The following is a 23,270-nucleotide window of genomic DNA, read 5'->3' on the forward strand; positions in this document are numbered from 1 at the left end:
GGTCAGGCCAACAGCGCCCTGGCCGCGGCGGCCACGGCCTCGGGGGTCAGGCCCAGACGCTGGCGCAGTTTGCCCTGGGCGCCGTGCTCGACATAGCGGTCGTTGACGCCGATCAGGCGCGTCTTGGGCCGCAGGCCGTGGGCGGCCAAGGCCTCCAGCACGGCCGCGCCGAAACCACCGGCCAGCATGTTTTCCTCGACGGTGACCACCCGGCCGCAACGCTGGGCTAGCTGGCAGATCAGTTCGTCGTCCAGCGGTTTGACAAAGCGGGCGTTGACCACCGCCGCCGACACGCCCTCGGCCGACAGCATCACCCCGGCCAGCCGGCAAAGCTCCACGCCCACGCCGATGCCCACCAGCAACACGTCGCCACCGTCGCTGAGCAACTGGCCCTTGCCCCAGGGCAACGGGCGCAGGGGCTCGTCGGTGTGCGCGCCAAGCCCCGCGCCGCGCGGATAGCGCAACGCCGTGGGGCCGTCGTGATCGAGCGCCGAAAAGAGCATGTGCCGCAGTTCGTTTTCGTCGGCCGGGGCCATGATCGAAAGATTGGGCGCGCAGCGCAGAAAGCTCAAGTCCAAGAGCCCCTGGTGCGTCTCGCCGTCCTCGCCCACCACGCCGGCCCGGTCCATGGCCAGCACCACCGGCAGCTTGGGCAGGCAGACGTCGTGGACGACCTGGTCAAAAGCCCGCTGCATGAACGTGCTGTAGATGGCCACCACCGGCCGGAAGCCCTCGCAGGCCAGGCCGGCGGCGAAGGTCACGGCGTGTTGCTCGGCGATGCCCACGTCGATGAAGCGGTCGCGGTATGATTCGGCAAAGGACTGCAAGCCGGTGCCTTCGGGCATGGCCGCGGTGATGGCCACGATGTCGCGGCGCTCCTTGGCCAATTGGACCATGGTCCGGCCAAAGACCTCGGTGTAGGTCTGGATTTTGGGCTTGGGCGGCGGGATGAGGCCGCAATCGGCCGTGGCCGGCGGCTGGGCTATTTTGCCCACGCCGTGGAAATGGGCCGGGTTTTCCTCGGCCGGCCGATAGCCCTTGCCTTTTTGGGTGATGACGTGGATCAGGTGGGGGCCCTTGATCGGCGCGACATTGCCGAAAACATTGATCAACCGGCCCAGATCGTGGCCATCCACCGGGCCGACGTAGTTGAAGCGAAAGGCCTCGAAAAGCATGCTGGGCGAGAAAAAGGCGCGGAACGACTCCTCGGCCCTGCGCGCCAATTCCACAAGATTTTCGCCAACTCCAGGCATGTTTTTAAGAAATCGCTCCAGCTCCTTGCGGAAGCGCTGATAGGCCCCGCCCGAGAGCGAACGGCTGACGAACTTGGACAGCGCGCCCACGTTGGGGGCGATGGACATTCCGTTGTCGTTGAGCACGACGATCAGGTCTTCGTTCAGAAAGCCGGCCTGATTGAGGCCCTCGTAGGCCATGCCGCCGGTCAGTGAGCCATCGCCGATGACCGCCAACACCTTGCCCGAAGCGCCGCGCAGGCGTTTGCCCACGGCCATGCCCAGCGCCGCCGAGATGCTCGTCGACGAATGCCCAGTGTCAAAGGCGTCGTAGGCGCTTTCGCGGCGCTTGGGAAAGCCCGAAAGCCCGTCGAGTTGGCGTAGGGTGCAGAATTGGTCGCGCCGACCGGTGATAATCTTGTGGGCGTAGGTCTGGTGGCCCACGTCCCAGACGATTTTGTCGTTGGGGCAATCAAAGACCGCGTGCAGGGCCAGGGTCAGCTCGACCACGCCCAGGCTGGGGGCCAGGTGGCCGCCGGTCTCGACGACGTGGGCAATGATGAAGCGCCGCACCTCGTCGGCCAGTTGCTTGAGCTGGTCCAGGCTCAGTTTCTTGACATCGGCCGGCGAATCTATCTTGGCCAGAATCTCGTATGTGGTTTGTTCGCTGGGTTGCAACGTCACACCTTTTGCGGGCCGTCGTCAAGCCGGCCGCGCGCGCCACGGGCTAGTGCGTCCTGGACATGATGTAGTGGGCCAAAAGCTCCAGGGGTCGGGCGGGAGGGCCCAGTTCGGCGATGATCGCGACCGCCTCCTCCACCAGGCGCTGGCCGGTTTGACGGGCCTGGGCCGGGCCCAGCACGGCGGGATAGGTCATCTTGCCCTTGGCCGCGTCGGCGCCGGTGGCCTTGCCCAGGGTCTCGGCGTCTCCTTCCAGGTCCAGCAGATCGTCGGCGATCTGGAAAGCCAGGCCGATGCGTCGGCCGTAGCGCACCAGGCGGCTCAGCCTGTCCCGATCGGCCCCGGCCAGGATGCCGCCGGCCTCCAGCGAAGCGCAGATCAAGGCCCCGGTCTTGCGGGCGTGGATGTAGTCGACCATGGCCAGATCGGGCTCCATGGTTTCGGCCAGCAGATCGGCGGCCTGACCGCCGACCATGCCCAGATGTCCCGCCGCCCGCATGACCACGTTGGCCGCCTGGCGCGCGCGCTCGGCCGGCAGGTCGCCGACGGCGGCGGCGTCGGTCAGCAGGACCATGGCCTGGGTCAACAGGCCGTCGCCGGCCAACACGGCCATGCCCTGGCCAAAGACCTTGTGGTTGGTCGGCACGCCCCGGCGATAGTCGTCGTCGTCCATGGCCGGCAGATCGTCGTGGATCAACGAATAGGTGTGGATCATCTCCAGGGCGCAGGCGCAGAACATCGCCCGTCGGGGGTCGCCGCCCACGGCCTCGGCCCCGGCCAGGCACAAAATCGGGCGCAGGCGCTTGCCGCCGGCAAAAAGGCTGTAGCGCATGGCCTTGAGGATCACCCCGCCCGATTCGTCGGCCGGCAACCAGGCCTCCAGGGCCGCGTCGACCATCTGGCGACGCTGGGCCAGGTATTGTTTCAAGTCCACGCTCATTCCTCCGCCGCCTCGCCGGGCTCCAACGGCGTCTGCCGCGGAACGCCGTCGCCGCGGGCCAGCAAAACCACCTTTTGCTCGGCCTCGTCGAGGCGTTTGCCGCAGGCCTCGGCCAGGGCCACGCCTTCCTCAAAGAGCTTGAGCGATTGCTCCAGGGTCAGGTCGTCATTTTCCAGGCTCTGGACGATCTCTTCCAGGCGGCCCAACGAGGCCTCGAAGCCCTGTTGTTTTTTGGCTCCAGCCATCAGTTCGCCTCCAAGGCGGCGGCGTAGCGCCGGCTAAGCTCCAGCCAGGCCAGCGGATCGATGCGCGCGCCGCCCACGCCCACGCCAAAGTCCAGGTGCGGTCCGGTGACTCTGCCCGTGGCCCCGACTTCGGCGATGATCTGGCCCTTTGCCACGCGCTGGCCTTCTTTTACCAACATCGCCGACAAATGCAAGTAGCGGCTGACCACGCCCTGGCCGTGGTCGATGATGATGGTCTGACCGCCGAAGTAGTGATCCAGGGCCACCGCCACCACGCCGGCGGCCGTGGCCTTGACCGGCTCGCCGGTGGCCGCGCGCAGATCCACGCCGCTGTGGGGCAGTTTTTCCACGCCGTTGACCACGCTGCGCCGGCCGAATTTGCTGACCACCACCCCCGGCACGGGCCGGATGAAGGGGCCCGACCAATATCTTTCAGGCGTGCGACGGGAATAGGCGGCGGCGATCTTGGCCTGGTCTTTTTTGTATTTTTCCAGCTCGGCCGGCGAAAGGTCGTCGAATTTTTTGTGCACGGTGATGCGCCGCACGCCGTAATCCATGGCCTTGACCGTGATCAGGGCGGCGGCCGCCTGGCGACCGTCGGCAAAGACGCGCAGCGTCTGACGGCCCAACGGCGCGTCCAACGGCGCGGCCACCACCGCGTAGTAGCAGCCCCGCGCGCCCCGTTGCAACGGCGTTTTCCGGCCCAAAAATTCGACCTCGGCCCGGGCCGGCGAGCCGCGCAGGCAGGCCGTGACCATGGCCGGCTGGCCCTTGCCCAGTGGCGTGGGCCAGATGTGGATCATCTGCGCGGCGGCCGGGCCGGGGCACAATACAAAAAAAGCCAGCATCAACGACAGGGCCAGGCGATTCACCACACAACCTCCTCGACCACGGCGCGCAAGGCCCCGTGTTGCAGTTTAACCTCGATGGCCCGGCCGGGCGCGGTATGGGCCGCCTCGCGCAACAGCCGACCCTTTTCGTCAAAGACCAACGCATAGCCCCGGCCCAACACGGCCAGCGGACCCAGCGCCCGCAAGCGGCCGCGCAAAAGTTCCGCCGCCGCCCGCCGCCCGCGCAAACGGGCGATCATGGCCGCCCACAAGCGGCCGCGCAAGCCCTCCAAGCGGCCCTGGGCCTGGGTCAAGCGGCGCTCGGGCCGGGCCTGGGCCAGTCGGCCGACCAACCGGTGCAAGCGCGCTTGTCGCCCGGCCAAAGCCGTTCGCTGGGCCATCAGCAGGCGGGCGCTAACGTCGTCGAGGCGCTGGCGGTGATCGGCCAGACGCCGCCGAGGGTCGGCCATGGCCCGCCGCAGATGGCGCAAATCGACCCGTCGCCGCGCCAACGAACGCGCCATGGCCATTGCCAGGGCCTGGCGCGCGGCCTTCAGGCGCAGCGTCAGTTCCTCGCGGCCGGCCAGCAGCAGCTCGGCGGCCGCCGTGGGCGTGGGCGCGCGCAGATCGGCCGCCAGGTCGGCGATGGTCACGTCGATCTCGTGGCCCACCGCCGAAACCACCGGCAACGGGCAGGCGGCGATGGCCAGGGCCAGGGCCTCGTCGTTATAGGCCCATAGATCCTCGGGCGAGCCGCCGCCCCTGGTCAAAACAATAACCTCGGGCCAGCCCCAGGCGGCCAACTCGGCCAGGGCCACGACCATCTGGCCGGCGGCCGCCTCGCCCTGCACCTGCACGGGGTAGACCGCCACCTCCAGGCGCTGGCCGCGCCGCTCGACGACCTTGAGGAAATCGCGCAACGCCGCCCCCGTCGGCGAAGTGACCACGGCCACACGCCGGGGCAGCTCGGGCAGGGGCTTTTTGCGCTCGGCGTCGAAAACGCCCTGGGCCGCCAGGCGGCGTTTGAGCTGCTCGAAGGCCAACGCCAGCGCGCCCGCGCCCAGCGGCTCGGCCGTGTCGACCACCAACTGCACCTCGCCTCTGGCCACGTAGACGCTCAGCCGCCCCTGACAGAGCACACGCTGGCCGTCCTCCAGCCGAAAACGCAGCAACCCGGCCTGATGGCGGAACATCACCGCCCGCAACACGCCGCCGTCATCCTTCAGGCTGAAATAGCAATGTCCGCTGGCCGGGCGGCGCAAGCCGCTGACCTCGCCCTCCACCCAGACGAAATCAAAGCTGGCCTCGGCCTGTTTTTTCAGGCGGTTCAACAGTTCGCTAACGCCCAGCACCTGGCGCGGCGTGAACAGACTCAGCCCTTCCATGGCCTCCCTTCGCGGCCCAAAGGCCGACGGATCACTGGCCGATCCAATAACTCTCGGCCAGGCCCTGCTTTTGCAGCGACGCGCCCAAGGCCTGGGCGGCGGCCTTGTCGGCCAGGCCAGTGACAAAGACCCGGTGCCACACACCGCGCTCACCCAGATCGACCCTGGCCGTTTGCGCTTGCACGCCCTTTTTGGCCAAAACGGCCATGTATTCCCGGGCCTCGTCTTCCTGGCGATAGCTGCGCAGTTGCAAGGTCAGCCCGCCGCCGGCCGCCGGCTTGGCCGCCCTGCGCGGCGCGTTGAGGGCCACGCCGACTTGCTCCATGGATGCGCCGGCCTCGACCACCTCCACGGGATAATCCACCTGGCCCTGGGGCGAGGCGGCGCGGTAGATGATCAGCCCCTTGCCCGCCGCCCCGCCGACCTCGTAGCGGCCCGAAGCGCCCTGACGGGCGGCGGCCAGTTCGTTGTCGAGCATCACGCCGATGGTGGCGTCGCCGACACCGGCCTGGCGCAGCTTGAGCACTTGGTCCACGCTCAGGCCCCAGGCCCCGGTCGGCCACAGGGCCCCCAGCGCCAAGGCGGCCAGGCAAAGCGGTCGGAAAGAGTTCATGACGGCCTCCCGACAAAAGTTCAACTGTTCAATAATACTATCAGACATCGGGTAGCCAACGCCAGCCTACGGCCGGTCCAAGATCAAAAGGGCCTCCACGTGGCTGGTCTGGGGGAACATGTCCAGGGCGTGCAGGGCCACGGGCGCGTAGCCATAGCCCAGCAATTCCTTGGCGTCGCGGGCCAGGGCCGCCGGATGGCACGAGACATAGGCCACCCGCTTGGGGGCCAGGGCGGCCACCTGATCCATCAGGCCCTTGGCCCCGGCCCTGGGCGGATCCAGCACCACCAGGTCGAAACGCCGGCCGCTGGACGTCAGGCGGCCGACCGCGTCGGCGGCCTGGGTCCACAATATCTCCAGGCGCTCGTCCAGCTCGGCCCGCCGAGCTTGCCAGAGCATGACCTGGGCGGCCTGGGGTTGGGCCTCCACCGCGCAGACTTGCCAGCCGGCCTGGGCCAACGGCAAGGCGAAATTGCCGCCGCCGGCGAACAAATCCAACGCTTCGCCCGGCGGCAGTTGGCCGGCGGCTTCCAGCACCAGGCCCATCAGCCGCTGGTTGAGGCCCAGGTTGACCTGGCAGAACAGGCCGGGATAGGCCCGCAGTTGCAGTTGGCCGTCAGAATGATAAAGCAGGCCATTGTCCGGGCCGGGATCCCATTGCTCCAGGTTTTCGCCCCGGCAGAGGCGGGTCATCTTGGCCCCGGCCTGGGTGGCGGCCAGGCGCAGGCCGCGTTTCATGGCGTTATTCAGTTTGGCCCCGGCGCCGACGCCCATGGTCGCGAAGGGCCCGTCATCGTCGTTGGCCAAGACCTCGACCCAGGCCAGGCTGCGATGCTGGCCGCTGGTGACCTCCGGGGCCAAGGCGGCCAAAAAACGGCTGATGGCCGGATGGGCCACCGGGCAGTCGCGCAGGGGCTCGAGATAGTGCCCGCCGCGCTGAAAAAAGCCGATGCGGTTGCCGCGCACCTGAAAACGCACGCGGTTGCGCCAGCCCCACTGCCGGGGTGATGGCCACGCCACGGCCGGCGGCATGCCCGGCAGGCGGCCCAAGGCCCGGTCGAGCCATTGGGCCTTGGCCTCGAGCTGGCCCGCGTAATCCAGGTGCATCAGGTCGCAACCGCCGCAAGCGCCATAGGCCGGACAGCGCGCCTGGACGCGCCGGGGCGATGGCTCGAAAACCCGCCGACAGACGGCTTCGGCGAAATCTTTCTTGTCGTTGACGATCCTGGCCGCCACGGTCTCGCCGGCCAGGGCCCCGGCCACGAAAACCACCTTGCCGTCGTCAAGGCGGGCCAACCCCCGACCACCGGCGGAAAGCTGTTCGATCTTCAGCAATAGCTCTTGAGTGTCGCTTTGTTGATCCATCATGCGCCGTTTCCACGCCCGACGTCGGCACGCCGGACGATCGAAAATCACTAAGTATGAACACAGTTTTTCGGTGATTAATTATTCACAACGCAACTATCGGCCTCTTAATCTTAAGTTTTTTGTCTTTCAGGCAAAACATGTTAAGCTTCAACTGTTTTATCCGGCAGCCTTCAAATGCGACACGCGCCAGACATGCTCATACGGAGTTCGACCGGGTGACGAACAAGTATATCAAGGGCCTTAGATACGTTCCGTCTCTTCCGACGGTCTTGGCCAAGATCATGGCCCTGCTCGATGACGAAAAGACATCGGTGGCCGACCTGGAGGCCGTGATCGTTCGCGATCAGGCCCTCACTTCCAAGGTGCTCTCCATCGCCAACTCGGCCTATTGGGGCCTGCGCCACGAGGTGGTCAGCATCGAGCGGGCCACGGTGCTGCTGGGCTTCGAGGAGATCAGCAACATCTGCCTGGGGGCCGGCCTGATCGGCTTTTTGCACCCGTCGATCTTCCGCAACCGCGAGGGGGCCGAGCAGCTCTGGCTGCACACCCTGGCCGTGGCCGAGGCGGCTCAGGCCATCAGCCGCGAGATGGCCTTCATCGAGGCCGGTTCGGCCTTCACCGCCGGGCTGTTGCACGACCTGGGCAAGGCCGTGCTCGCCGCCTTCCACCCCGGCGACGTCGAGGATGTCCTGCGCCTGATGCAGCGCGAAAAACTGAGCTTCCGCCAAGCCGAAATGGCCAACGAGTGCGACCACGCGGCCATCGGCGGCGAGTTGGCCCAGCATTGGGGCATCCCCGCCTCGCTGGGCCAGGTCATGGCCATGCACCACGAGCCGCCGCCCGACGCCCAATTGGAGCCGCTGGTGGCGGCCGTGCACGCGGCCGACTACCTGGTGCGCGACATGGGCATCGGCGATTCGGGCAACCCCGACAAGCCAACGGTGGAAGCGCGGGTGCTCGACTGGCTGGGCCTGGGCGATAGCCTCCTGCGCTCCATCAAGCGCGACCTGGCCTGGCGGCGGCCGGCCATCGAAGACCTCTGGAAAGAGCTGATCAGCTAAGCTCAAGCGCTATCTGCCGTCACGGCGTCGGGCGGCCAGGCTGACCACTTTTTCGCCGCCGCCCTCCGCGCCGGGCGGCGAAGGCTCGGGCTCGGGGGCCTTGCGCGCCTCGGAGCGGGGTAAGCGCTCCAGGCGCATGGCCTCGCCGTTCATGGTGAACTCATCGCCGTCGATGTATCCCTCGCGCAGGATCCACGTCACCGTGCTGCGGGGCACGGTCAGGAACAAAAGCGTTATCTGCCACCAGCCCGGTTTGACGTCGGCGACGATGTCCTCGACCCTGGCGTAGACCATGGGCTCGTTCTTGTGATGGATCAGCACCACGTCGCCGTTGCGGGTGATCACAGGTCCGCCTCCCCGCCGCCGATGGCCTTCAGCCGCCGCTGAAATTCCGCCAAATCGACCGTATACTCCTGGGTGCCAAAGCACGACACGGCAAACGAGGCCAACGCCGCGCCCCAGCGGCAGGCCTCGACCAGGTCGCGGCCCTTGGCCATGGCCGCCAGCAAGCCGGCGCGGTAGGCGTCGCCGGCGCCAGTGGGGTCGTTGACCTGGTCGGTGGGCGCGGCAGGGATGCTGGCCCGGACGGAGCCGTTCAGCACCACCGAACCGTGCTCGGCCTTGGTGGAGACGATGCAGCCGACCTTGGCGCGCAACTCGTCAAGGCTCAAGCCTGTCTTGCGCAGGGTCATCTCCAGTTCGTAGTCGTTGGAGATGAACATCATCGCCCCCTCGATGGCCTTGGCCAGGGGTTCGCCATCCAGGATGTTGAGGGCCTGGCCGGGGTCGAAGATGAAGCGCGCGCCGCGGCGGCGGCACTGCTCGGGCAGGGTGGTCATGTCTTCCAGGTTGCCCGGCGAGATGATCACCACGGCCTCGGCCGGGTCCAGGCGCTGGGCGTCGAAACGGCAGGAGTGGTTCATGGCCCCGGGATTGAAGCCGGTGATCTGGTTGTCGGCCATGTCGGTGGTGATGAAGGCGCCGGCGGTGTATTCCTCGTCGACGGTGCGGATGAAACCGGTTTCGATGCCGTGGGCGTCCAGCCAATCCAGATAGCGTTGGCCGTCGCGGCCCAGGCAGCCCAAAACGCTGGGCCGCTGGCCCAATTGGGCCAGGCCGTAGGCGATGTTGCCGGCGGTGCCGCCCAGATGCTCCTTGAGCCCGTTGACGTTGAAGCTGACGTTTAGCACGTGGATCTTGTCGGGCAAGATGTGATCGGAAAAACGGCCGCCGAAGTTCATGATGCGGTCGTAAGCCAACGAACCGGAAATGAATATCTGCATTTTTCGCGCACCTCGAAATAATGTGGGCCGGGCCGTGGCGGTCCCGGTAAACGCTCGTCGCCTGAATCTAATGTGGCCGAGCCTCGGCTGTCAAGGCGGCCTTCGGGCCGCTTGTGGCGGCCGGGCCGGCGTGATAGTCTACGGCAGCATTTTAGCGCCGTGGAGTTTCGATGAAAAACGCCCTCGCATTTTTTTTGGCGCTCGCCGCCGCGTTGTGGGCTGGTGGCTGCCCGGCCCGCGACTTGAACCAGGAACCGGCCGCCATCTCCGACCAGGGCGCCGCGCCGCATGAATACATGCGGGCCCTGGGCGAGGCCGACGCCGCCGTGGCCTATATCTGGGAACAGATGCCTTTTCTGATCAACAAGGCCCTGCTCATCAGCAAGCCGTGCCAGGTCTACGGCGATTTCGACCACCGCAAGAGCAACGTCTTCAGCGACAACGACCCCACCTTGGCCTATGTCGAGCCCCTTGGCTTCAAATATCGCCAGGCCGAGGACGGTTTTTTCGAGCTGGAGATGGCCGTGGACCTGCTGATCCTCGACAGCCAGGGCAAGATCGTCGTGCTGCAGGACGACTATCAACGCGCCGAGGAGCGCAGCCGCTACCAACTGCGCGAAGTGTTCATGAACGTCAGCCTGCCTTTGTTCGGCCTACCGCCCGACAAATACCACGTCTCCATCAAGGTGCGCGACCTCATCGGCAAGGGCAGCGCCACCGCCAAGCTCGTGGTCATCCTGCGCTGAAGGCGGCCAATCCAGCCTCGTCGACGTTGGCCCGGCCCCGCCAGCGCCAAGCTCGTGGCCGTCCCGCGCTAAATGGCCGCCGCTCCGCTTTAGTTGCGTAGCGCCGTGATCGGCGCGGGCATGCGGCCGCCGCGGCCGATGAATTTGGCCCCGGAAAAACGGTTGACGGCCATCACCGGCGCGCGGCCCAGCAGGCCGCCGAAATCCACCGAATCGCCTGGTTTGGTTCCCGGCGCGGGGATCATGCGCACGCCGGTGGTCTTGTTGTTGGCCACGCCGATGCTCAGTTCGTCGGCGATGATGGCCGAAAGGGTGGCCGGCTCCACGTCGCCGGGCACGGCGAACATGTCCAGGCCCACCGAGCAGACGGCGGTCATGGCTTCGAGCTTTTCCAGGCCCAGCGCCCCGCATTCCACCGCGTCGATCATGGCCAGATCCTCGCTGACCGGGATAAACGTGCCCGACAACCCGCCCACGTTGCCCGAGGCCATGGCCCCGCCCCGCTTGACCGCGTCGATCAGCAGGGCCAGGGCGGCGGTGGTGCCCGGCGCGCCGACCTTTTCCAGGCCCATCGATTCCAGGATCTGACCCACGGAATCACCCACGGCCGTGGTCGGGGCCAGGCTGATGTCGACCACGCCGAAGTTCACGCCCAGGCGCTTGGCCAGCTCGCGGCCGACCAACTCGCCAGCCCGGGTGATCTTGAACACCGTGCGCCTGATCACCTCGCTGAGCATGGTCAGATCGCAATCGGGGTGCTTTTCGACCACGGCCCGCACCACGCCGGGGCCGCTGATGCCCACGTTGAGGGCCGTGTCGCCCTCTTGCGCGCCGTGGAAGGCCCCGGCCATGAAGGGGTTGTCGGAGGGCGCGTTGGCAAAGGCCACGAACTTGGCGCAGGCCAGGCCCAGGGGCGCGGCGGCGGCCATGGCCTTGAGGATGTGGCCCAGGCGGGCGATGGCGTCCATGTTCATGCCGGCGCTGGTGCTGGCCAGGTTCAAAAATCCGCACAAACGCTGGGTGGAGCCCAGGGCCTGGGGCAGGGCCTCCATCAGCCGGCGATCGGCCTTGGTGGCGCCCTTTTCCACCAGCGCGCCAAAGCCGCCCACGAAATCGACCCCGGCCCGGCAGGCCCCGCGATCGATGGCCTGGGCCAAAACCACCGGCGCCTCGTCGTGGGGGCAGGCCTCCAGCAACCAGGCCGCCGGGGTGATCGACAGCCGCTTGTTGACGATGGGCACGCCAAAGGAGTCACTGATGCGGCTGGCCTCGTCCACCAGCCGCCGGCCCATGTCGGCCAGGCGACCGGCCACGGCCGCCGACATGCGCTCAATGTCGCGGTCGATCAAATCCTTGAGGTTGACGCCCAGGGTCACCGCGCGGATGTCGAAGTTGTCGAAGAGGATCATGCCGGCCGTTTCGAGGGCCTCTTGCAAGCCGATAGCCATCCGCGCCTCTCAAACCCTGTGCATGGCCTTGATCACGGCCTCGCTGTGTAGCATGATCGTCAGGCCCAGGCGCTCGCCAAGCTGCTCCAACGCGCCGCGCAGGCCCGAAGGCCCCAGCTTGGAGTCGCCGATGTCGACGAGCATGGTCATGACGAAGGTGCCGTCCATGACCTTTTGCTGGACGTCGACGATGTTGCAGTCCTGCTCGAACAACAGGCCGCTGACCCGGGCGATGATGCCCTTTTGGTCGCCGCCCATCACCACCAAAAATACCCGTTCGTTTTTCATGGCTTTCGTCTTTGGCCCTCGGGCCCGGCAAGGACGCTCTGGCCGTGGGGACAGTGGGGCGCCAGGGCGCACTGGCCGCAACGGGGCTTGCGGGCCGGGCAGACCTGGCGGCCGTGCAGGATCATCTGGTGGCTGAACAATGTCCAACGCTCCTCGGGGATGATCTCCATCAGTTGTTGTTCGATCTTGTCGGGGTCGGCCTGATCGCTGAGGCCCAACAAACCGGCCAGGCGCTTGACGTGGGTGTCGACGGTTATGCCCGGCACGCCAAAGGCGTTGCCCAAGACTACGTTGGCCGTCTTGCGGCCCACGCCGGGCAGGCCCGTCAGGTCATCCATCGCGGCGGGAACCTGCCCGCCGTGGCGCTCGAGCACCGCCCTGGCCGCGCCGATGATCGCCTTGGCCTTGTTGCGAAAAAAGCCGGTGGAGCGGATAACCTCCTCGACCTGGGCCTGATCGGCCGCCGCCGCCTGGGCCGGGCCGGGCCAGCGCGCGAAGAACTCGGGCGTGACCATGTTGACCCGCTCGTCGGTGCATTGGGCCGAAAGGATCGTGGCCACCAGCAACTGCCAGGCGTCGGCGAAGCGCAGGGCGCATTGGGCCGCCGGGTAGAGCTTGTCCAACTCGGCCAGGATGGCCGCCACCCGCTGGGGTTGGGGCCTTGACCAGGCCTTGTCCGCGCCCCGCGCCGCCACGCCTATTTCTCCAGCACTTCGGCCTTTTCGATGACCACCGACTCCAGGGGCACGTCGGAGTGATGGCCCTTGTTGCCGGTCTTGACCGCGCCGATTTTGTCGACCACGTCCTGGCCCTCGACGACCTTGCCAAAGACGGCGTAACCCCAGCCGTCGGGCGTCTTGGCGGTGTGGTCGAGGAACTCGTTGTCGGCCAGATTGATGAAGAACTGGCAGGTGGCGCTGTCGGGGATCTGGGTGCGGGCCATGGACAGGCTGTAGTGGGTGTTCTTCAGGCCGTTGTCGGCCTCGTTCTTGATGGGCTTGTCGGTGGCCTTCATGCCCATGTCGGCGCGCAGGCCGCCGCCCTGGATCACGAAGCCGGGCACCACGCGGTGAAAGACCGTGCCGGCGTAATGGCCCTTGTTGACGTAATTAAGAAAGTTCTGCACCGTGATCGGGGCCTTGTCGGGGTAAAGCTCGATTACGATGTCGCCCATGCTGGTGGTGAATTTGACCATCGGATTTTCTCCCTGCCGGACCTGGGCCGAGGCCACGCCGGCGCTGATGCAAAAGGCCGCGACAACGGCCGCCAGAATCGCCAGGCCCAAGCGGCGGGCCAGGGAATTTCGCCTCATTTTCGCTCCCCCGTCAAAGTGCGGCCGGCGGTCGGATGAGCCGCCGGCCAGCAAAGTATAACAAACGCTCGGGGCCAACGCCCGGCGAGCGATCAAAATTCCTCGAACCCCTCCAACTCGACGCCCTCGAAGAAATCGTCCGACGACGAGGCCTTGGCCGCCGATTTGGCCGGAGCGGCCTTGGCCGCCGGCTTGGCGGCTGGTTTGGCCGCTGGGCGATGGGTCATCGGCCGCGCGGCCGCCACCGGGGCCGGCTTGGTCGGCTTTTTCTTGGCCGCCGCCAAAGGCTGGCCCTCGAAATTGACCTTGAAGCCGGCCATCTGCTGGCGCATCACATCGGCGGCCGAGGCCATCTCCTCGCTGGCCGAAGCGGCCTCCTCGACCAAGGCGGCGTTTTGCTGCACGCCCTGGTCCATCTGGGCCACGGCCTTGTTGACTTCCTCGATGCCCATGGCCTGCTCTTGGATGGCCGCGTCGATCTCGCCGGCGATGTCGGCCACGTTCTGAACGTTGGCGATGATCTCGGTCAGCAGTCGGCCGCTCTCGGTGACCAGTTGATTGCCCTGTTCGACCTTGACCACGCTATCGGTGATCAGCCCCTGAATCTCCTTGGCCGCGGTGGCGCTACGCCCGGCCAGGTTGCGCACTTCTCCGGCCACCACGGCGAAGCCACGGCCGGCCTCGCCAGCCCGGGCCGCCTCCACGGCGGCGTTGAGGGCCAGCAGATTGGTCTGGAAGGCGATCTCGTTGACGACGTTGATAATCTCGCTGATCTTCTTGCTGGATTCGCTGACGGCGGCCATGGCCTCGATGGTCCGCTGGACGACCTGCCCGCCCTCCTGGGCCATGTGGGCGGTTTTCTGGGCCATCTGGTTGGCCTGGCGGGCGTGGTCGGCCTCCTGCTTGACCGAGCTGGTCATTTCTTCCATGGCGCTGGCCGTCTCCTCGATGGCCGAGGCCTGCTGCTGCACCCGCTCGCTGAGATCCTGGTTGCCCTGGCTGATCTCCATGGTCGATTGGCTGACCACGTCGGTGGACTGGCGCACCTGGACGATGATGTCGTGGAGCTTTTCCACGAAACGGTTGAATTCGGCGGCCAACACGCCGATCTCGTCCTTGGACATGACCTCCATGCGGGCGGTCAGGTCGCCCTGGCCTTGGGCGATGTCCTTGATCATGGCCACGGTCTTTTTCAGCGGCGTGGTCACAGAGCGGGCCAACATCAGGCTGGCCAGCACGGTAAGGGCGAAAATAATGGCCACCACGCCCACGATGATCATCGTCAGATGGCCGATCTGCTCCTCCACGTCGTCAACGTAGATGCCGCTGCCCACCAGCCACTGCCAGGCGGGGATGGCCTGGATGTAGGAGACCTTGTCCACCGCCTTGTCGGCGCCGGGCTTGGTCCATTTGTAATCGACAAAGCCCTTGCCCGCCGACTTGGCCAGGCTGACCATCTCGGCGAAAAAGGCCTTGCCGTCGGCGTCCTTGATGCCAGCGGTCGGCTTGCCGATCAAATCCTTGCTGAACGGATGCATCAACATCACGCCGTCAAGGTCGTTGATCCAGAAATAGTCGTTGGTTTCGTAGCGCAGCTCGCGCAGCACGTCCAGGGTCATTTTCTGGGCCTGATCCCTGGTCAGTTTGCCGTCGGCCTCCTGTTTGACGAAGTATTCGGCCACCGAGACCGCCGTCTCCACCACGTGACGGGTTTTGAGCCGTTTTTCGTCGTAGATGGAGTCGGACACCTTGGGGATGACCCAGACATAAGTCAGGGCCATGACCATGGCCGCGCCCAGGGCCAGGGTGACGATTTTCGCGCCCATGGATTTGCCTATGGAAAAACTCATATCCCCTCCCCGGGTCGATGTACGCGCGTCGTGTCGCTTTCCAAGCCGCCCATCGCCGTGTAGAACCGCAGCCGGCGACCAACGCCGACGTCACGGACTTATCGGCGTCCGTGAGGATATTATGAAACAATCCGTCGCGGGGCGGCAAAAAACATTGGCCTCCCCCGCCGGCGCTTCACAAAATGACCATCTGGGAGATCTGGCGGATAACCGCCGCCGGCGAATCCACCACGTGCAGCAGGTCCATGTCCTCGGGGCTGATCATGCCGTGGCCCTTGAGCACGGTGTCCATCCACTGCACCAGTCCGCCCCAGTATTGGCTGCCCATCAAAAACACCGGGAAGGGCCGGATACGATGGGTCTGGATCAGGGTCAGGGCCTCGGCCAACTCGTCGAGGGTGCCAAAACCGCCGGGCATGACCACGTAGGCCACCGAGTGCTTGACAAACATGACCTTACGCACGAAAAAGTAGCGGAAATCCAGGCGCACGTTGGCGTACGGGTTGGGTTTTTGCTCGAAGGGCAGCTCGATGTTGAGGCCCACCGAGTGGCCGCCGGCCTCGGATGCGCCCTTGTTGGCCGCCTCCATCACCCCGCCGCCGCCGCCGGTGATCACCGAAAAGCCGGCCTCGACCAGCAGCCGGCCCATCTCCTCGGCCTGCCTGTATTCGGGCGTGCCGGGCTTGGAGCGCGCCGAGCCGAAGACGCTGACGCCCTTGGGTATTTCGCCCAGGGTGTCGATGCCGTCGACGAACTCGCTCATGATCCGAAACATGCGCCACGACTCCTTGGCCGACAGCGCATCGACAACGTATTGATTTTCACCGCGCTCTTTCATCCAAGCCGTCTCCGTCACCGCCCCGCCTCGCCGGCTGGCGGCCAGATGTATGTTGAATCAAGACCTTGCAAGCTATATTATTAGCGTCCATTAGTATTTGGAAATTCCACCACCGTGTCAATAGCGGCCGGCCCCTTTTGCCTGGCTCCTTCTTGGCCCAGCGGAGACGATCATGCAGATTACTTGCCTCGGCGCGACGCGCACCGTCACCGGTTCGTCATTTCTGGTCGAACTGGACGATCAGACGTGCTTTCTGGTCGATTGCGGACTTTTCCAGGGCGGCCGCCAGATAGAACAACGCAACTGGGACATCAGCGACCATCGGCCCCAGGACATCAAGGCCATCTACATCACCCACGCCCACATCGATCACTCGGGCCTGGTTCCCCGCCTGACCCGCCAAGGTTACAACGGCCCCATCTACGCCACCAAGGCCACCAGCGAGCTGCTCAAGATCCTCTGGCTGGACTCGGCCCACATCCAGCAGATGGAGGCCCAGTGGCAATCGCGCAAAAACAAGCGCGTCGGCCGCAAGGACATCGAGCCGCTCTACGAAACCGTCGACGCCGAGGCGGCCATCGCCCTGATCCGCCCCGTGGAGATGAACGCGCCCCTGGAGCTGATTCCCGGCGTGACCAGCACCTTTGTCTCGGCTGGCCACATCCTGGGCGCGGCCAGCCTGCATCTGTCGCTCCAGGCCGCCGACGGCGCGCACAACGTGGGCTTTTCCGGCGACGTGGGCCGCCAAAAACAGCTCATCGTGCCCGACCCCGAGATCATGCCCCGGGTCGACACGCTCTTCATGGAGACCACCTACGGCCAGCGTCTGCACAAATCCATCGCCGACAGCGAAAAAGAACTCATGGACGTCATCACCCAGGCCTTCAAAGAGGGCGGCCGGGTGGTGATCCCCTCCTTCGCCGTCGAGCGGACCCAAGAGCTGATCTACGTCATGGCCCAGGCCTACCGCGACGGCAAATGGCCCGGCGAAATGCCGGTTTATCTCGACTCGCCCCTGGCCATCAAGGCCACCCAGATCTTCCGCGACCACCCCGAGTTTTTTGACGACGAGACCAAGGCCATCCTGGACAGCGGCCAGCGCCCGCTCAACTTCCCCTTTCTCACGCCCACGCCCAGCACCCAGGAAAGCCAGGCCATCAACGACAAAAAAGGGCCCATGGTCATCATCGCCGGCAACGGCATGAGCACCGCCGGCCGCATCAAGCACCACCTCAAGCACAACCTGTGGCGCAGCGATTGCCACGTGGTCATCGTCGGCTTCCAGGCCCAGGGCTCAACCGGCCGCCAGTTGGTCGACGGGGCCGACACGGTCAAGATCTTCCGCGAGGACGTGGAGGTGCGCGCCAAAATCCACACCATCGGCGGTTTTTCGGCCCACGCCGATCAGGCCGAGTTGCTGACCTGGCTGGAGCCCCAGATCCACGACGGCCTGTGCGTCAACTTGATCCACGGCGAGGAGCTGCAATCGCTGGGTTTCGCCAAGGTGGCGCAAAAGCGCTTTCCCAACGCCCACTTCCACGTGCCAAAGTGGAAAGAGGTTATCCGCGTCACGCCCTTTGCCGAGGTCGCGCCGCTGCCCGTCGAGGAGTTCCCCGAGCCCGCGGCGCGCCTGGCCATGCCCCAGCGCCGGGCCATGGTCGCCGAGGTGCGCCAGTTGCGCGACCGCCTCGACGAGGTCATGCTCGAAATCCTCACCGGCGAGCGCGACCTGGATCAGCGGCAAATCGAGGCCCTGCGCCAGGTCGTCGAAGGGGCCGAGGCGGCCCTGGCCCAGTGGGAGGCCGCCTGAACCGTGCAACGCGATCAAATCATCAGCGCCGTGGAAAAGCCTGGCCGCTATACCGGCGGCGAGGCCTTCAGCGTGATCAAGGACCACGGTCAAGTAAAGTTGACCATGGCCCTGGCCTTTCCCGAGGTCTATGAAATCGCCATGAGCCATCAGGGGCTCAAGGTGCTCTACGACCAGCTGGCCGGCCGGCCCGACGTGGCCGCCGAGCGGGTCTTTTGCCCCTGGACCGACCTGATGGACCTGCTGGAGCAAACCGGCCAGGCCCCCTGGTCGCTGGAAAGCGGCGCGGCCCTGGGCTCGTTCGACGTGATCGGCTTTTCGTTGCAATACGAGCTGACCTACGCCAACCTGCTGCACATGCTGCGCCTGGCCGGCGTGCCCCTGCGCCGCGACCGACGCGGGCCAGAGCACCCGTTGGTCATCGCCGGCGGGCCCTGCGCGGTCAACCCCGAACCGCTGGCCGACTTTCTCGACATCGTGGCCGTGGGCGACGGCGAGCGGCTGATCCACCAGATCTGCGACCTTGTCATCGCCGCCAAGGAGCAAAGCTGGCCGCGCCAAGAGCTTTATCGCCGGGCCGCCGCCATCGAGGGCCTCTATGTCCCGGCCCTTTACGAACCCATATATCAAGACGGCCGCCTCGTGACGGTGCGCGCCGTCGACGCCGCCGCGCCGGCCAGGGTCAAGCGGCGCATCGAGCCCGACCTGGGCGCCTTCGCCCCGCCCCAGCGGCCCGTCCTGCCGGCGGTCAAGCCCGTGCACGACCGCCTGGGCGTGGAGATCGCCCGCGGCTGCACCAGGGGTTGCCGCTTCTGCCAGGCCGGGTTCATCTATCGGCCGGTGCGCGAGCGCCCGCTGGGGCAAGCCTTGAATGCGGCCCTGGAGGGCCTGGCCTGCACGGGCATGGAGGAACTGGCCCTTTTGTCGCTGTCGGCCGGCGATTACAGCGCCATCGAGCCGCTGGCCCGGGCGCTGATGGACGCCTGCGAGCCGCTGAAGGTTAGCCTGAGCCTGCCGTCGCTGCGCGTCGATTCGCTGAGCCAGGAGCTCATCGCCCAGATCAAGCGCGTGCGCAAGACCGGCTTCACCCTGGCCCCCGAGGCCGGTAGCGAGCACATGCGCCGGCGCATCAACAAAGACCTGACCGAGGAGCAGATCCTGGACACGGCCCGCCTGGTTTATGGCCTGGGCTGGAACCTGATCAAGCTCTATTTCATGATCGGCCTGCCCGGCGAAAGCGATTCCGACGTGGAGGCCATCGGCCAGTTGGCCCGCCAAGTGGCCCAACAGGCCCTGGCCGCCGGCCGCGGCCGGGGCAAAAAACCCCTGGTCCACGCCAGCATCGGCATCTTCGTGCCCAAGCCCCACACGCCCTTCCAGTGGGAGGGCCAGCTCGATCTGGCCCAGGCCGAACAACGCCTGCGCCTGGCCAAGGCCAGCCTGGGCGACAGCCGTCTGCGCGCCAAGTGGAACGACGCGCGCCTTTCGGTGCTGGAGGGCGTGTTGGCCCGAGGCGACCGCCGGCTTTCGCGGGTGCTGGAGCTTGTCGTGGCGGCCGGCTGCCGCTTCGATGGCTGGAGCGAGCATCTGAACTTCACGGCCTGGCTGGCGGCCATGGAGGACGCCGGCCTGACGCTGGAGGAATACCTGCGGCCCAGGGGCCTGGACGAGGCCCTGCCCTGGGATCACATCGACGTGGGCGTGGGCCGCGACTATCTGCTGGCCGAGCGGGAAAAGGCCGTCACCGGCCAGGCCACGGCCGATTGTCGCGGCGGCAAGTGCGGGGCCTGCGGGGTCTGCGACTTCAAGGAAATTCGCCCCCGCCTGACCGACGAAAAGCTGCCCGCGCCGGTCGGCCCCGCCGCCGCGCCCGAGGGCGAGGAGCGCTTCAAATATCGCTATCGCCTGGAAAAAACCGGCCCGGCCCGTTTTCTGGGCCATCTGGAGATGATGACCCAACTGGCCCGGGCCTTCCGTCGGTCCGGCGCGCCCCTGGCCCATTCGCGGGGCTTTCACCCCCAGGCCCAGGTCAAGGCCTGCTCGGCCCTGCCCCTGGGCGTGGAAAGCTTGGTGGAGGTCATCGAGATCACCACCTTGCGGCCCATCGACCCCGTGGCCCTGGCCGAGCGGGTCAACCAAACCATGCCCCAGGGCATGCGCCTGGCTGACGGCCGCGCCGCCCGCCCCGGCGACAATCTGGCCGAGCCCGATCTGGTGGGCTACCAGATCGACCCGCCCCGGCCGCTGGATCCGGCCCGCCTGAGCGCCTTCGCCCAGGCCCCGGAGTTCTTTTACGCCCGAATTACACCCAAGGGACGCCGGGATATTGATTTCAAGGCCACCATCCGTAAACTTGAGCTGGACGAAAACCGCCTGCTCCTGGAGGTGGGCCGTCAGGGTGGCCGGCCCAAACCGGCCGAGGTGTTGGAGGCCGTCTTCGGCCTGGAAAAAAACCTGGCCTGTCGGGCCAGGGCGCTGAAAACCCTAGCCAAGTGGGGAGACAACTAAGGTGTCCGCCACGCTGCTCATCAACGCCCGGTCGTACGAAACCCGCGTGGCGCTTTTGGAAAACGGCCACTGCGTGGAGGTCTACACCGAACGGCACAAACACGGCTCGTTGGCCGGCAATATTTATCTGGGCCGCGTGGCCCGGGTCTTGCCCGGCATGCAAGCGGCCTTTGTCGATATCGGCCTGCCCAAGGCCGCCTTTCTCTATGTGGGCGACGTGCGCCCCGACGTCAGCTTCGACGAATACCTGGCCCCCGGCGCCTATCCCGACGAGCCCGAAGACGTGGCCCAGGGCGGAGTCGCCGCCGAACAGGGCCAGGTGCGCATCGAGCAGATGCTCCAGCAGGGTCAGGAGCTGATGGTCCAAGTGGCCAAGGAGCCCCTGGGCAGCAAGGGCGCGCGCATCACCACCCACATCACCCTGCCCGGCCACAACCTGGTGCTGATGCCCACGCTCAACCACATCGGCGTCAGCCGACGCATCGCCGACGAGGATGAGCGCAATCGCCTGCGTCAGATCATCGAACAGATGGCCCCCGGCGGCTACGGCTTCATCGCCCGCACGGCCAGCGAAAACCAAGAGCCCGACAAGCTGCGCGCCGAGATGGATTTTCTGGTCTCGCTGTGGGAGTCGATCCTGCTGCGCCGGGGCCGGGCCATGGTGCCCAACATGCTCCACCGCGACCTTTCGGTGAGCTTGCGGGCGGTGCGCGACCTCTGCACCCGCGAGGTCGATCACATGATCATCGACTGCGAGCAAGAGTATTACGAAGTGGTGGAGTTCGTCTCCACCTTCTTGCCCCGGCTGGTGCCCTGCGTGGAGTTTTATCGCGGCCGCGAGCCCATTTTCGACGCTTATGGCGTCGAGCACGAACTGACCCGGGCCCTGGGCCGCAAGGTCTGGCTGAAATCGGGCGGCTACGTGGTCATCGAAAAGACCGAGGCCCTGACCACCATCGACGTCAACACCGGGCGCTACGTGGGCGGCCACAACCTGGAGGAAACCATCCTCAAGACCAACCTGGAGGCGGTCAAGGAGATCGCCTGCCAGATCCGCCTGCGCGACCTGGGCGGATTGATCGTCATCGATTTCATTGACATGGAAAAAGAGGCCAACCGTCTGCGCGTGGTGGAATCCCTGAAGGACGCCCTGCGCGGCGACCGCTCGAAGACCAACGTGCTGGCCATGAGCCCGCTGGGCCTGGTGGAGATGACCCGCAAGCGGGTGCGCCAATCGCTGGGCGAAAGCCTGACGGAGCCTTGCGCCTATTGCCACGGTTCGGGCAAGATCAAGGACGCCAGCACCGTCTGTTACGAGCTTTTCCGCGAGCTGGAGCGCGAGTTGCCCCACCTGGAGGCGGCCGTGGTCCACGTGGCCGTGCACCCTAGCGTGGCCGAGATGATGCTGCAAGAAGAACGCTACGTGCTGGAGGAGCTGGAATCCAATTATGGCGTGACCATCCAGGTGGAGGCCGACCTGACCCTGCACCGCGAGCACTACGCCATCCGCGCCGAATAAATCTCGCCCCGGCCGAGCCGCCGCGCTCTGGCCGGGGTCGATCCGCGCCCCATCGGAGCGACATAATAGCTACATGCTAGCTACATTCCCTTGACGTCGCCGCCGCGATTGCATATCGTACCTAGAGCGGATCAAACCGGGGAGGCGACGATGGATTTTCAGCTATCCATGGAGCAAGACATTCTGCGCAAGAGCGTGCGCGATTTCGCCGAAAAGGAAATTGCGCCCCAGGCCCAACGGCTCGACGCCGACGAAGAATTCAGCATGGAAACCTTCCGGGCCATGGGCGAGCTGGGATTGTTTGGCATGATCGTCGACGAGGCCTACGGCGGTCAGGGCATGGACTACATTTCTTACATCATCGCCGTGGAGGAAATCGCTCGGATCGACGGCTCCCACGCGGCCACGGTGGCGGCGGGCAATTCGCTGGGCATCGGGCCGATTTTCTATTATGGCTCCGAGGAGCAAAAGCATAAATATCTGCCAGAGTTGTGCGCTGGCCGCGCCCTGTGGGGCTTTGGCCTGACCGAGCCCAACGCCGGCTCCGACGCCGGCGGCGCGCGCACCACGGCCGTGCTGGACGGCGATAGCTGGCTGATCAACGGCTCCAAGATATTCATCACCAACGCCTCGACCCCGGCCTCGCTGGGCGTGACGGTGATGGCCCGCACGGGGGTTTTCCCCGACGGCCGGCCCGAACTGAGCTGCATTCTGGTCGAAAACGGCACGCCCGGTTTCGAGGCCAGGCCCATGCACGGCAAGATGATGTGGCGGGCCTCCAACACCTCCGAGCTTTATTTTGAGGACTGCCGCGTGCCGGCCACCAACATCCTGGGCCAGCGGGGCAAGGGTTTTCACCAGATGCTGGCCACCCTGGACGCGGGACGGCTGTCGATCGGGGCCATGGGCGTGGGCGGGGCCCAGGGGGCCTACGAGCTGGCCCTAAAGTACGCCAAGCAGCGTGAGCAGTTTGGCCGGCCCATCGCCGCCTTCCAGGTCAACGCCTTCAAGCTGGCCGACATGGCCATGGAGATCGAGGCCGCCCGGCTGCTGCTCTACAAGGCCTGTTGGCAAAAGGACAACCATCAGTCGTTCAGCAAGCTGGCGGCCATGGCCAAGCTCTATGCCTCGGAGGTGATGGGCCGGGTGGCCACCGAGGCGGTGCAGTTGCATGGCGGCTATGGCCTGATGCGCGAATACGACGTGGAGCGCTTTTTCCGCGATCAAAAGCTCTTGACCATCGGCGAGGGCACCAGCGAGGTGCAACGCCTGGTCATCGCCCGGCTCATCGGGGCCATCTGATCACAAGTATT

Annotated in this window: 21 protein-coding genes; 6 read left to right on the forward strand and 15 right to left on the reverse strand. The window is 66.1% G+C overall.

Translation table 11 applies throughout. The features are described 5' to 3' along the window. Positions 1-2: 2 nt before the first annotated feature. The 7 genes from dxs to DEBA_RS09650 form a co-directional block, all read right to left on the reverse strand. Positions 3-1,910: a 1-deoxy-D-xylulose-5-phosphate synthase gene (dxs, locus tag DEBA_RS09620; protein ID WP_013258733.1), complete on the reverse strand. Its 1,908-nt coding sequence runs from the start codon at positions 1,908-1,910 to the stop codon at positions 3-5. Between the two features lie 49 nt (positions 1,911-1,959). Next, the gene (locus tag DEBA_RS09625; RefSeq protein ID WP_013258734.1) at positions 1,960-2,853 is read right to left on the reverse strand and encodes a polyprenyl synthetase family protein; all 894 of its coding nucleotides are present in this window, start codon (positions 2,851-2,853) and stop codon (positions 1,960-1,962) included. Continuing rightward, complete coding sequence (locus DEBA_RS09630) at positions 2,850-3,098, reverse strand: exodeoxyribonuclease VII small subunit (RefSeq protein WP_013258735.1); 249 nt, start codon at positions 3,096-3,098, stop codon at positions 2,850-2,852. Before DEBA_RS09630 ends, DEBA_RS09625 begins: the two co-directional genes overlap by 4 nt. Next, a complete protein-coding gene (locus DEBA_RS18905; RefSeq protein ID WP_050762307.1) occupies positions 3,098-3,970 on the reverse strand; it encodes a M23 family metallopeptidase in 873 nt (290 codons plus the stop codon). The genes DEBA_RS09630 and DEBA_RS18905 overlap by 1 nt, the downstream gene beginning before the upstream one ends. Next, positions 3,967-5,313 carry an exodeoxyribonuclease VII large subunit gene (xseA, locus tag DEBA_RS09640; protein WP_013258737.1) on the reverse strand — a complete coding sequence of 449 codons (1,347 nt, stop codon included), beginning with the start codon at positions 5,311-5,313 and terminating at the stop codon, positions 3,967-3,969. The genes DEBA_RS18905 and xseA overlap by 4 nt, the downstream gene beginning before the upstream one ends. Positions 5,314-5,344: 31 nt before the next feature. Further along, complete coding sequence (locus DEBA_RS09645; protein ID WP_013258738.1) at positions 5,345-5,926, reverse strand: SPOR domain-containing protein; 582 nt, start codon at positions 5,924-5,926, stop codon at positions 5,345-5,347. Positions 5,927-5,992: 66 nt separating this feature from the next. Beyond that, positions 5,993-7,294 carry a class I SAM-dependent RNA methyltransferase gene (locus tag DEBA_RS09650; RefSeq protein ID WP_013258739.1) on the reverse strand — a complete coding sequence of 434 codons (1,302 nt, stop codon included), beginning with the start codon at positions 7,292-7,294 and terminating at the stop codon, positions 5,993-5,995. 215 nt (positions 7,295-7,509) lie between these two features. On the opposite strand from DEBA_RS09650, the gene DEBA_RS09655 reads away from it, so the two are divergent. After that, the gene (locus DEBA_RS09655) at positions 7,510-8,355 is read left to right on the forward strand and encodes an HDOD domain-containing protein (RefSeq protein ID WP_013258740.1); all 846 of its coding nucleotides are present in this window, start codon (positions 7,510-7,512) and stop codon (positions 8,353-8,355) included. Between the two features lie 9 nt (positions 8,356-8,364). Here the strand turns inward: DEBA_RS09655 and DEBA_RS09660 are convergent, their stop codons facing one another. Together DEBA_RS09660 and DEBA_RS09665 are read right to left on the reverse strand one after the other, a co-directional pair. Next, on the reverse strand, positions 8,365-8,700 hold the full coding sequence (locus tag DEBA_RS09660) for a hypothetical protein (RefSeq protein ID WP_013258741.1): 336 nt from the start codon (positions 8,698-8,700) through the stop codon (positions 8,365-8,367). Continuing rightward, complete coding sequence (locus DEBA_RS09665; protein WP_013258742.1) at positions 8,697-9,638, reverse strand: carbohydrate kinase family protein; 942 nt, start codon at positions 9,636-9,638, stop codon at positions 8,697-8,699. Before DEBA_RS09665 ends, DEBA_RS09660 begins: the two co-directional genes overlap by 4 nt. Before the next feature lie 170 nt (positions 9,639-9,808). Here DEBA_RS09665 and DEBA_RS09670 point away from each other — a divergent pair, with 170 nt between their 5' ends. Beyond that, positions 9,809-10,384, forward strand: coding sequence for a hypothetical protein (locus DEBA_RS09670; protein ID WP_013258743.1), 576 nt, complete (start codon positions 9,809-9,811; stop codon positions 10,382-10,384). 89 nt (positions 10,385-10,473) lie between these two features. Here DEBA_RS09670 and DEBA_RS09675 read toward each other — a convergent pair whose 3' ends face one another. The 6 genes from DEBA_RS09675 to DEBA_RS09700 form a co-directional block, all read right to left on the reverse strand. Then, positions 10,474-11,832 (reverse strand): PFL family protein, encoded by a 1,359-nt coding sequence (locus tag DEBA_RS09675; RefSeq protein ID WP_013258744.1) that lies wholly within the window; start codon positions 11,830-11,832, stop codon positions 10,474-10,476. A 9-nt stretch (positions 11,833-11,841) separates the two neighbouring features. Further along, complete coding sequence (locus tag DEBA_RS09680) at positions 11,842-12,120, reverse strand: ACT domain-containing protein (protein ID WP_013258745.1); 279 nt, start codon at positions 12,118-12,120, stop codon at positions 11,842-11,844. Beyond that, positions 12,117-12,815 carry an endonuclease III gene (gene nth, locus DEBA_RS09685; protein WP_013258746.1) on the reverse strand — a complete coding sequence of 233 codons (699 nt, stop codon included), beginning with the start codon at positions 12,813-12,815 and terminating at the stop codon, positions 12,117-12,119. The genes DEBA_RS09680 and nth overlap by 4 nt, the downstream gene beginning before the upstream one ends. Before the next feature lie 2 nt (positions 12,816-12,817). Beyond that, positions 12,818-13,432 (reverse strand): peptidylprolyl isomerase, encoded by a 615-nt coding sequence (locus tag DEBA_RS09690; protein ID WP_013258747.1) that lies wholly within the window; start codon positions 13,430-13,432, stop codon positions 12,818-12,820. A 92-nt stretch (positions 13,433-13,524) separates the two neighbouring features. Continuing rightward, positions 13,525-15,282, reverse strand: a complete 1,758-nt coding sequence (locus DEBA_RS09695) for a methyl-accepting chemotaxis protein (RefSeq protein ID WP_013258748.1) — start codon at positions 15,280-15,282, stop codon at positions 13,525-13,527. Between the two features lie 175 nt (positions 15,283-15,457). Next, positions 15,458-16,120, reverse strand: a complete 663-nt coding sequence (locus DEBA_RS09700) for an LOG family protein (RefSeq protein ID WP_013258749.1) — start codon at positions 16,118-16,120, stop codon at positions 15,458-15,460. Between the two features lie 172 nt (positions 16,121-16,292). Between DEBA_RS09700 and DEBA_RS09705 the strand changes: the two genes are divergently transcribed. The 4 genes from DEBA_RS09705 to DEBA_RS09720 all read left to right on the forward strand — a co-directional run bounded on the left by DEBA_RS09705 (position 16,293) and on the right by DEBA_RS09720 (position 23,259). Continuing rightward, positions 16,293-17,930, forward strand: coding sequence for an MBL fold/beta-CASP domain-containing RNA metallo-hydrolase (locus DEBA_RS09705; RefSeq protein WP_013258750.1), 1,638 nt, complete (start codon positions 16,293-16,295; stop codon positions 17,928-17,930). A 3-nt stretch (positions 17,931-17,933) separates the two neighbouring features. Next, complete coding sequence (locus DEBA_RS09710) at positions 17,934-20,438, forward strand: TIGR03960 family B12-binding radical SAM protein (RefSeq protein WP_013258751.1); 2,505 nt, start codon at positions 17,934-17,936, stop codon at positions 20,436-20,438. 1 nt (position 20,439) lies between these two features. Continuing rightward, positions 20,440-21,957, forward strand: coding sequence for an Rne/Rng family ribonuclease (locus DEBA_RS09715; protein WP_013258752.1), 1,518 nt, complete (start codon positions 20,440-20,442; stop codon positions 21,955-21,957). A gap of 150 nt (positions 21,958-22,107) precedes the next feature. Further along, positions 22,108-23,259 (forward strand): acyl-CoA dehydrogenase family protein, encoded by a 1,152-nt coding sequence (locus DEBA_RS09720; protein ID WP_013258753.1) that lies wholly within the window; start codon positions 22,108-22,110, stop codon positions 23,257-23,259. Positions 23,260-23,270 lie beyond the last annotated feature (11 nt).

The sequence above is a fragment of the Desulfarculus baarsii DSM 2075 genome (assembly GCF_000143965.1).
Lineage (GTDB): Bacteria > Desulfobacterota > Desulfarculia > Desulfarculales > Desulfarculaceae > Desulfarculus > Desulfarculus baarsii.

Coding starts and splice junctions, on each gene's coding strand:
- DEBA_RS09630 (WP_013258735.1), bottom strand. CDS start 3,098: ATGGCTGGAGCCAAAAAACAACAGGGCTTCGAGGCCTCGTTGGGCCGC.
- DEBA_RS09665 (WP_013258742.1), bottom strand. CDS start 9,638: ATGCAGATATTCATTTCCGGTTCGTTGGCTTACGACCGCATCATGAAC.
- DEBA_RS09680 (WP_013258745.1), bottom strand. CDS start 12,120: ATGAAAAACGAACGGGTATTTTTGGTGGTGATGGGCGGCGACCAAAAG.
- xseA (WP_013258737.1), bottom strand. CDS start 5,313: ATGGAAGGGCTGAGTCTGTTCACGCCGCGCCAGGTGCTGGGCGTTAGC.
- DEBA_RS09695 (WP_013258748.1), bottom strand. CDS start 15,282: ATGAGTTTTTCCATAGGCAAATCCATGGGCGCGAAAATCGTCACCCTG.
- DEBA_RS09690 (WP_013258747.1), bottom strand. CDS start 13,432: ATGAGGCGAAATTCCCTGGCCCGCCGCTTGGGCCTGGCGATTCTGGCG.
- DEBA_RS09670 (WP_013258743.1), top strand. CDS start 9,809: ATGAAAAACGCCCTCGCATTTTTTTTGGCGCTCGCCGCCGCGTTGTGG.
- DEBA_RS09675 (WP_013258744.1), bottom strand. CDS start 11,832: ATGGCTATCGGCTTGCAAGAGGCCCTCGAAACGGCCGGCATGATCCTC.
- DEBA_RS09705 (WP_013258750.1), top strand. CDS start 16,293: ATGCAGATTACTTGCCTCGGCGCGACGCGCACCGTCACCGGTTCGTCA.
- DEBA_RS09645 (WP_013258738.1), bottom strand. CDS start 5,926: ATGAACTCTTTCCGACCGCTTTGCCTGGCCGCCTTGGCGCTGGGGGCC.
- DEBA_RS09650 (WP_013258739.1), bottom strand. CDS start 7,294: ATGATGGATCAACAAAGCGACACTCAAGAGCTATTGCTGAAGATCGAA.
- DEBA_RS09720 (WP_013258753.1), top strand. CDS start 22,108: ATGGATTTTCAGCTATCCATGGAGCAAGACATTCTGCGCAAGAGCGTG.
- DEBA_RS09700 (WP_013258749.1), bottom strand. CDS start 16,120: ATGAAAGAGCGCGGTGAAAATCAATACGTTGTCGATGCGCTGTCGGCC.
- DEBA_RS09625 (WP_013258734.1), bottom strand. CDS start 2,853: ATGAGCGTGGACTTGAAACAATACCTGGCCCAGCGTCGCCAGATGGTC.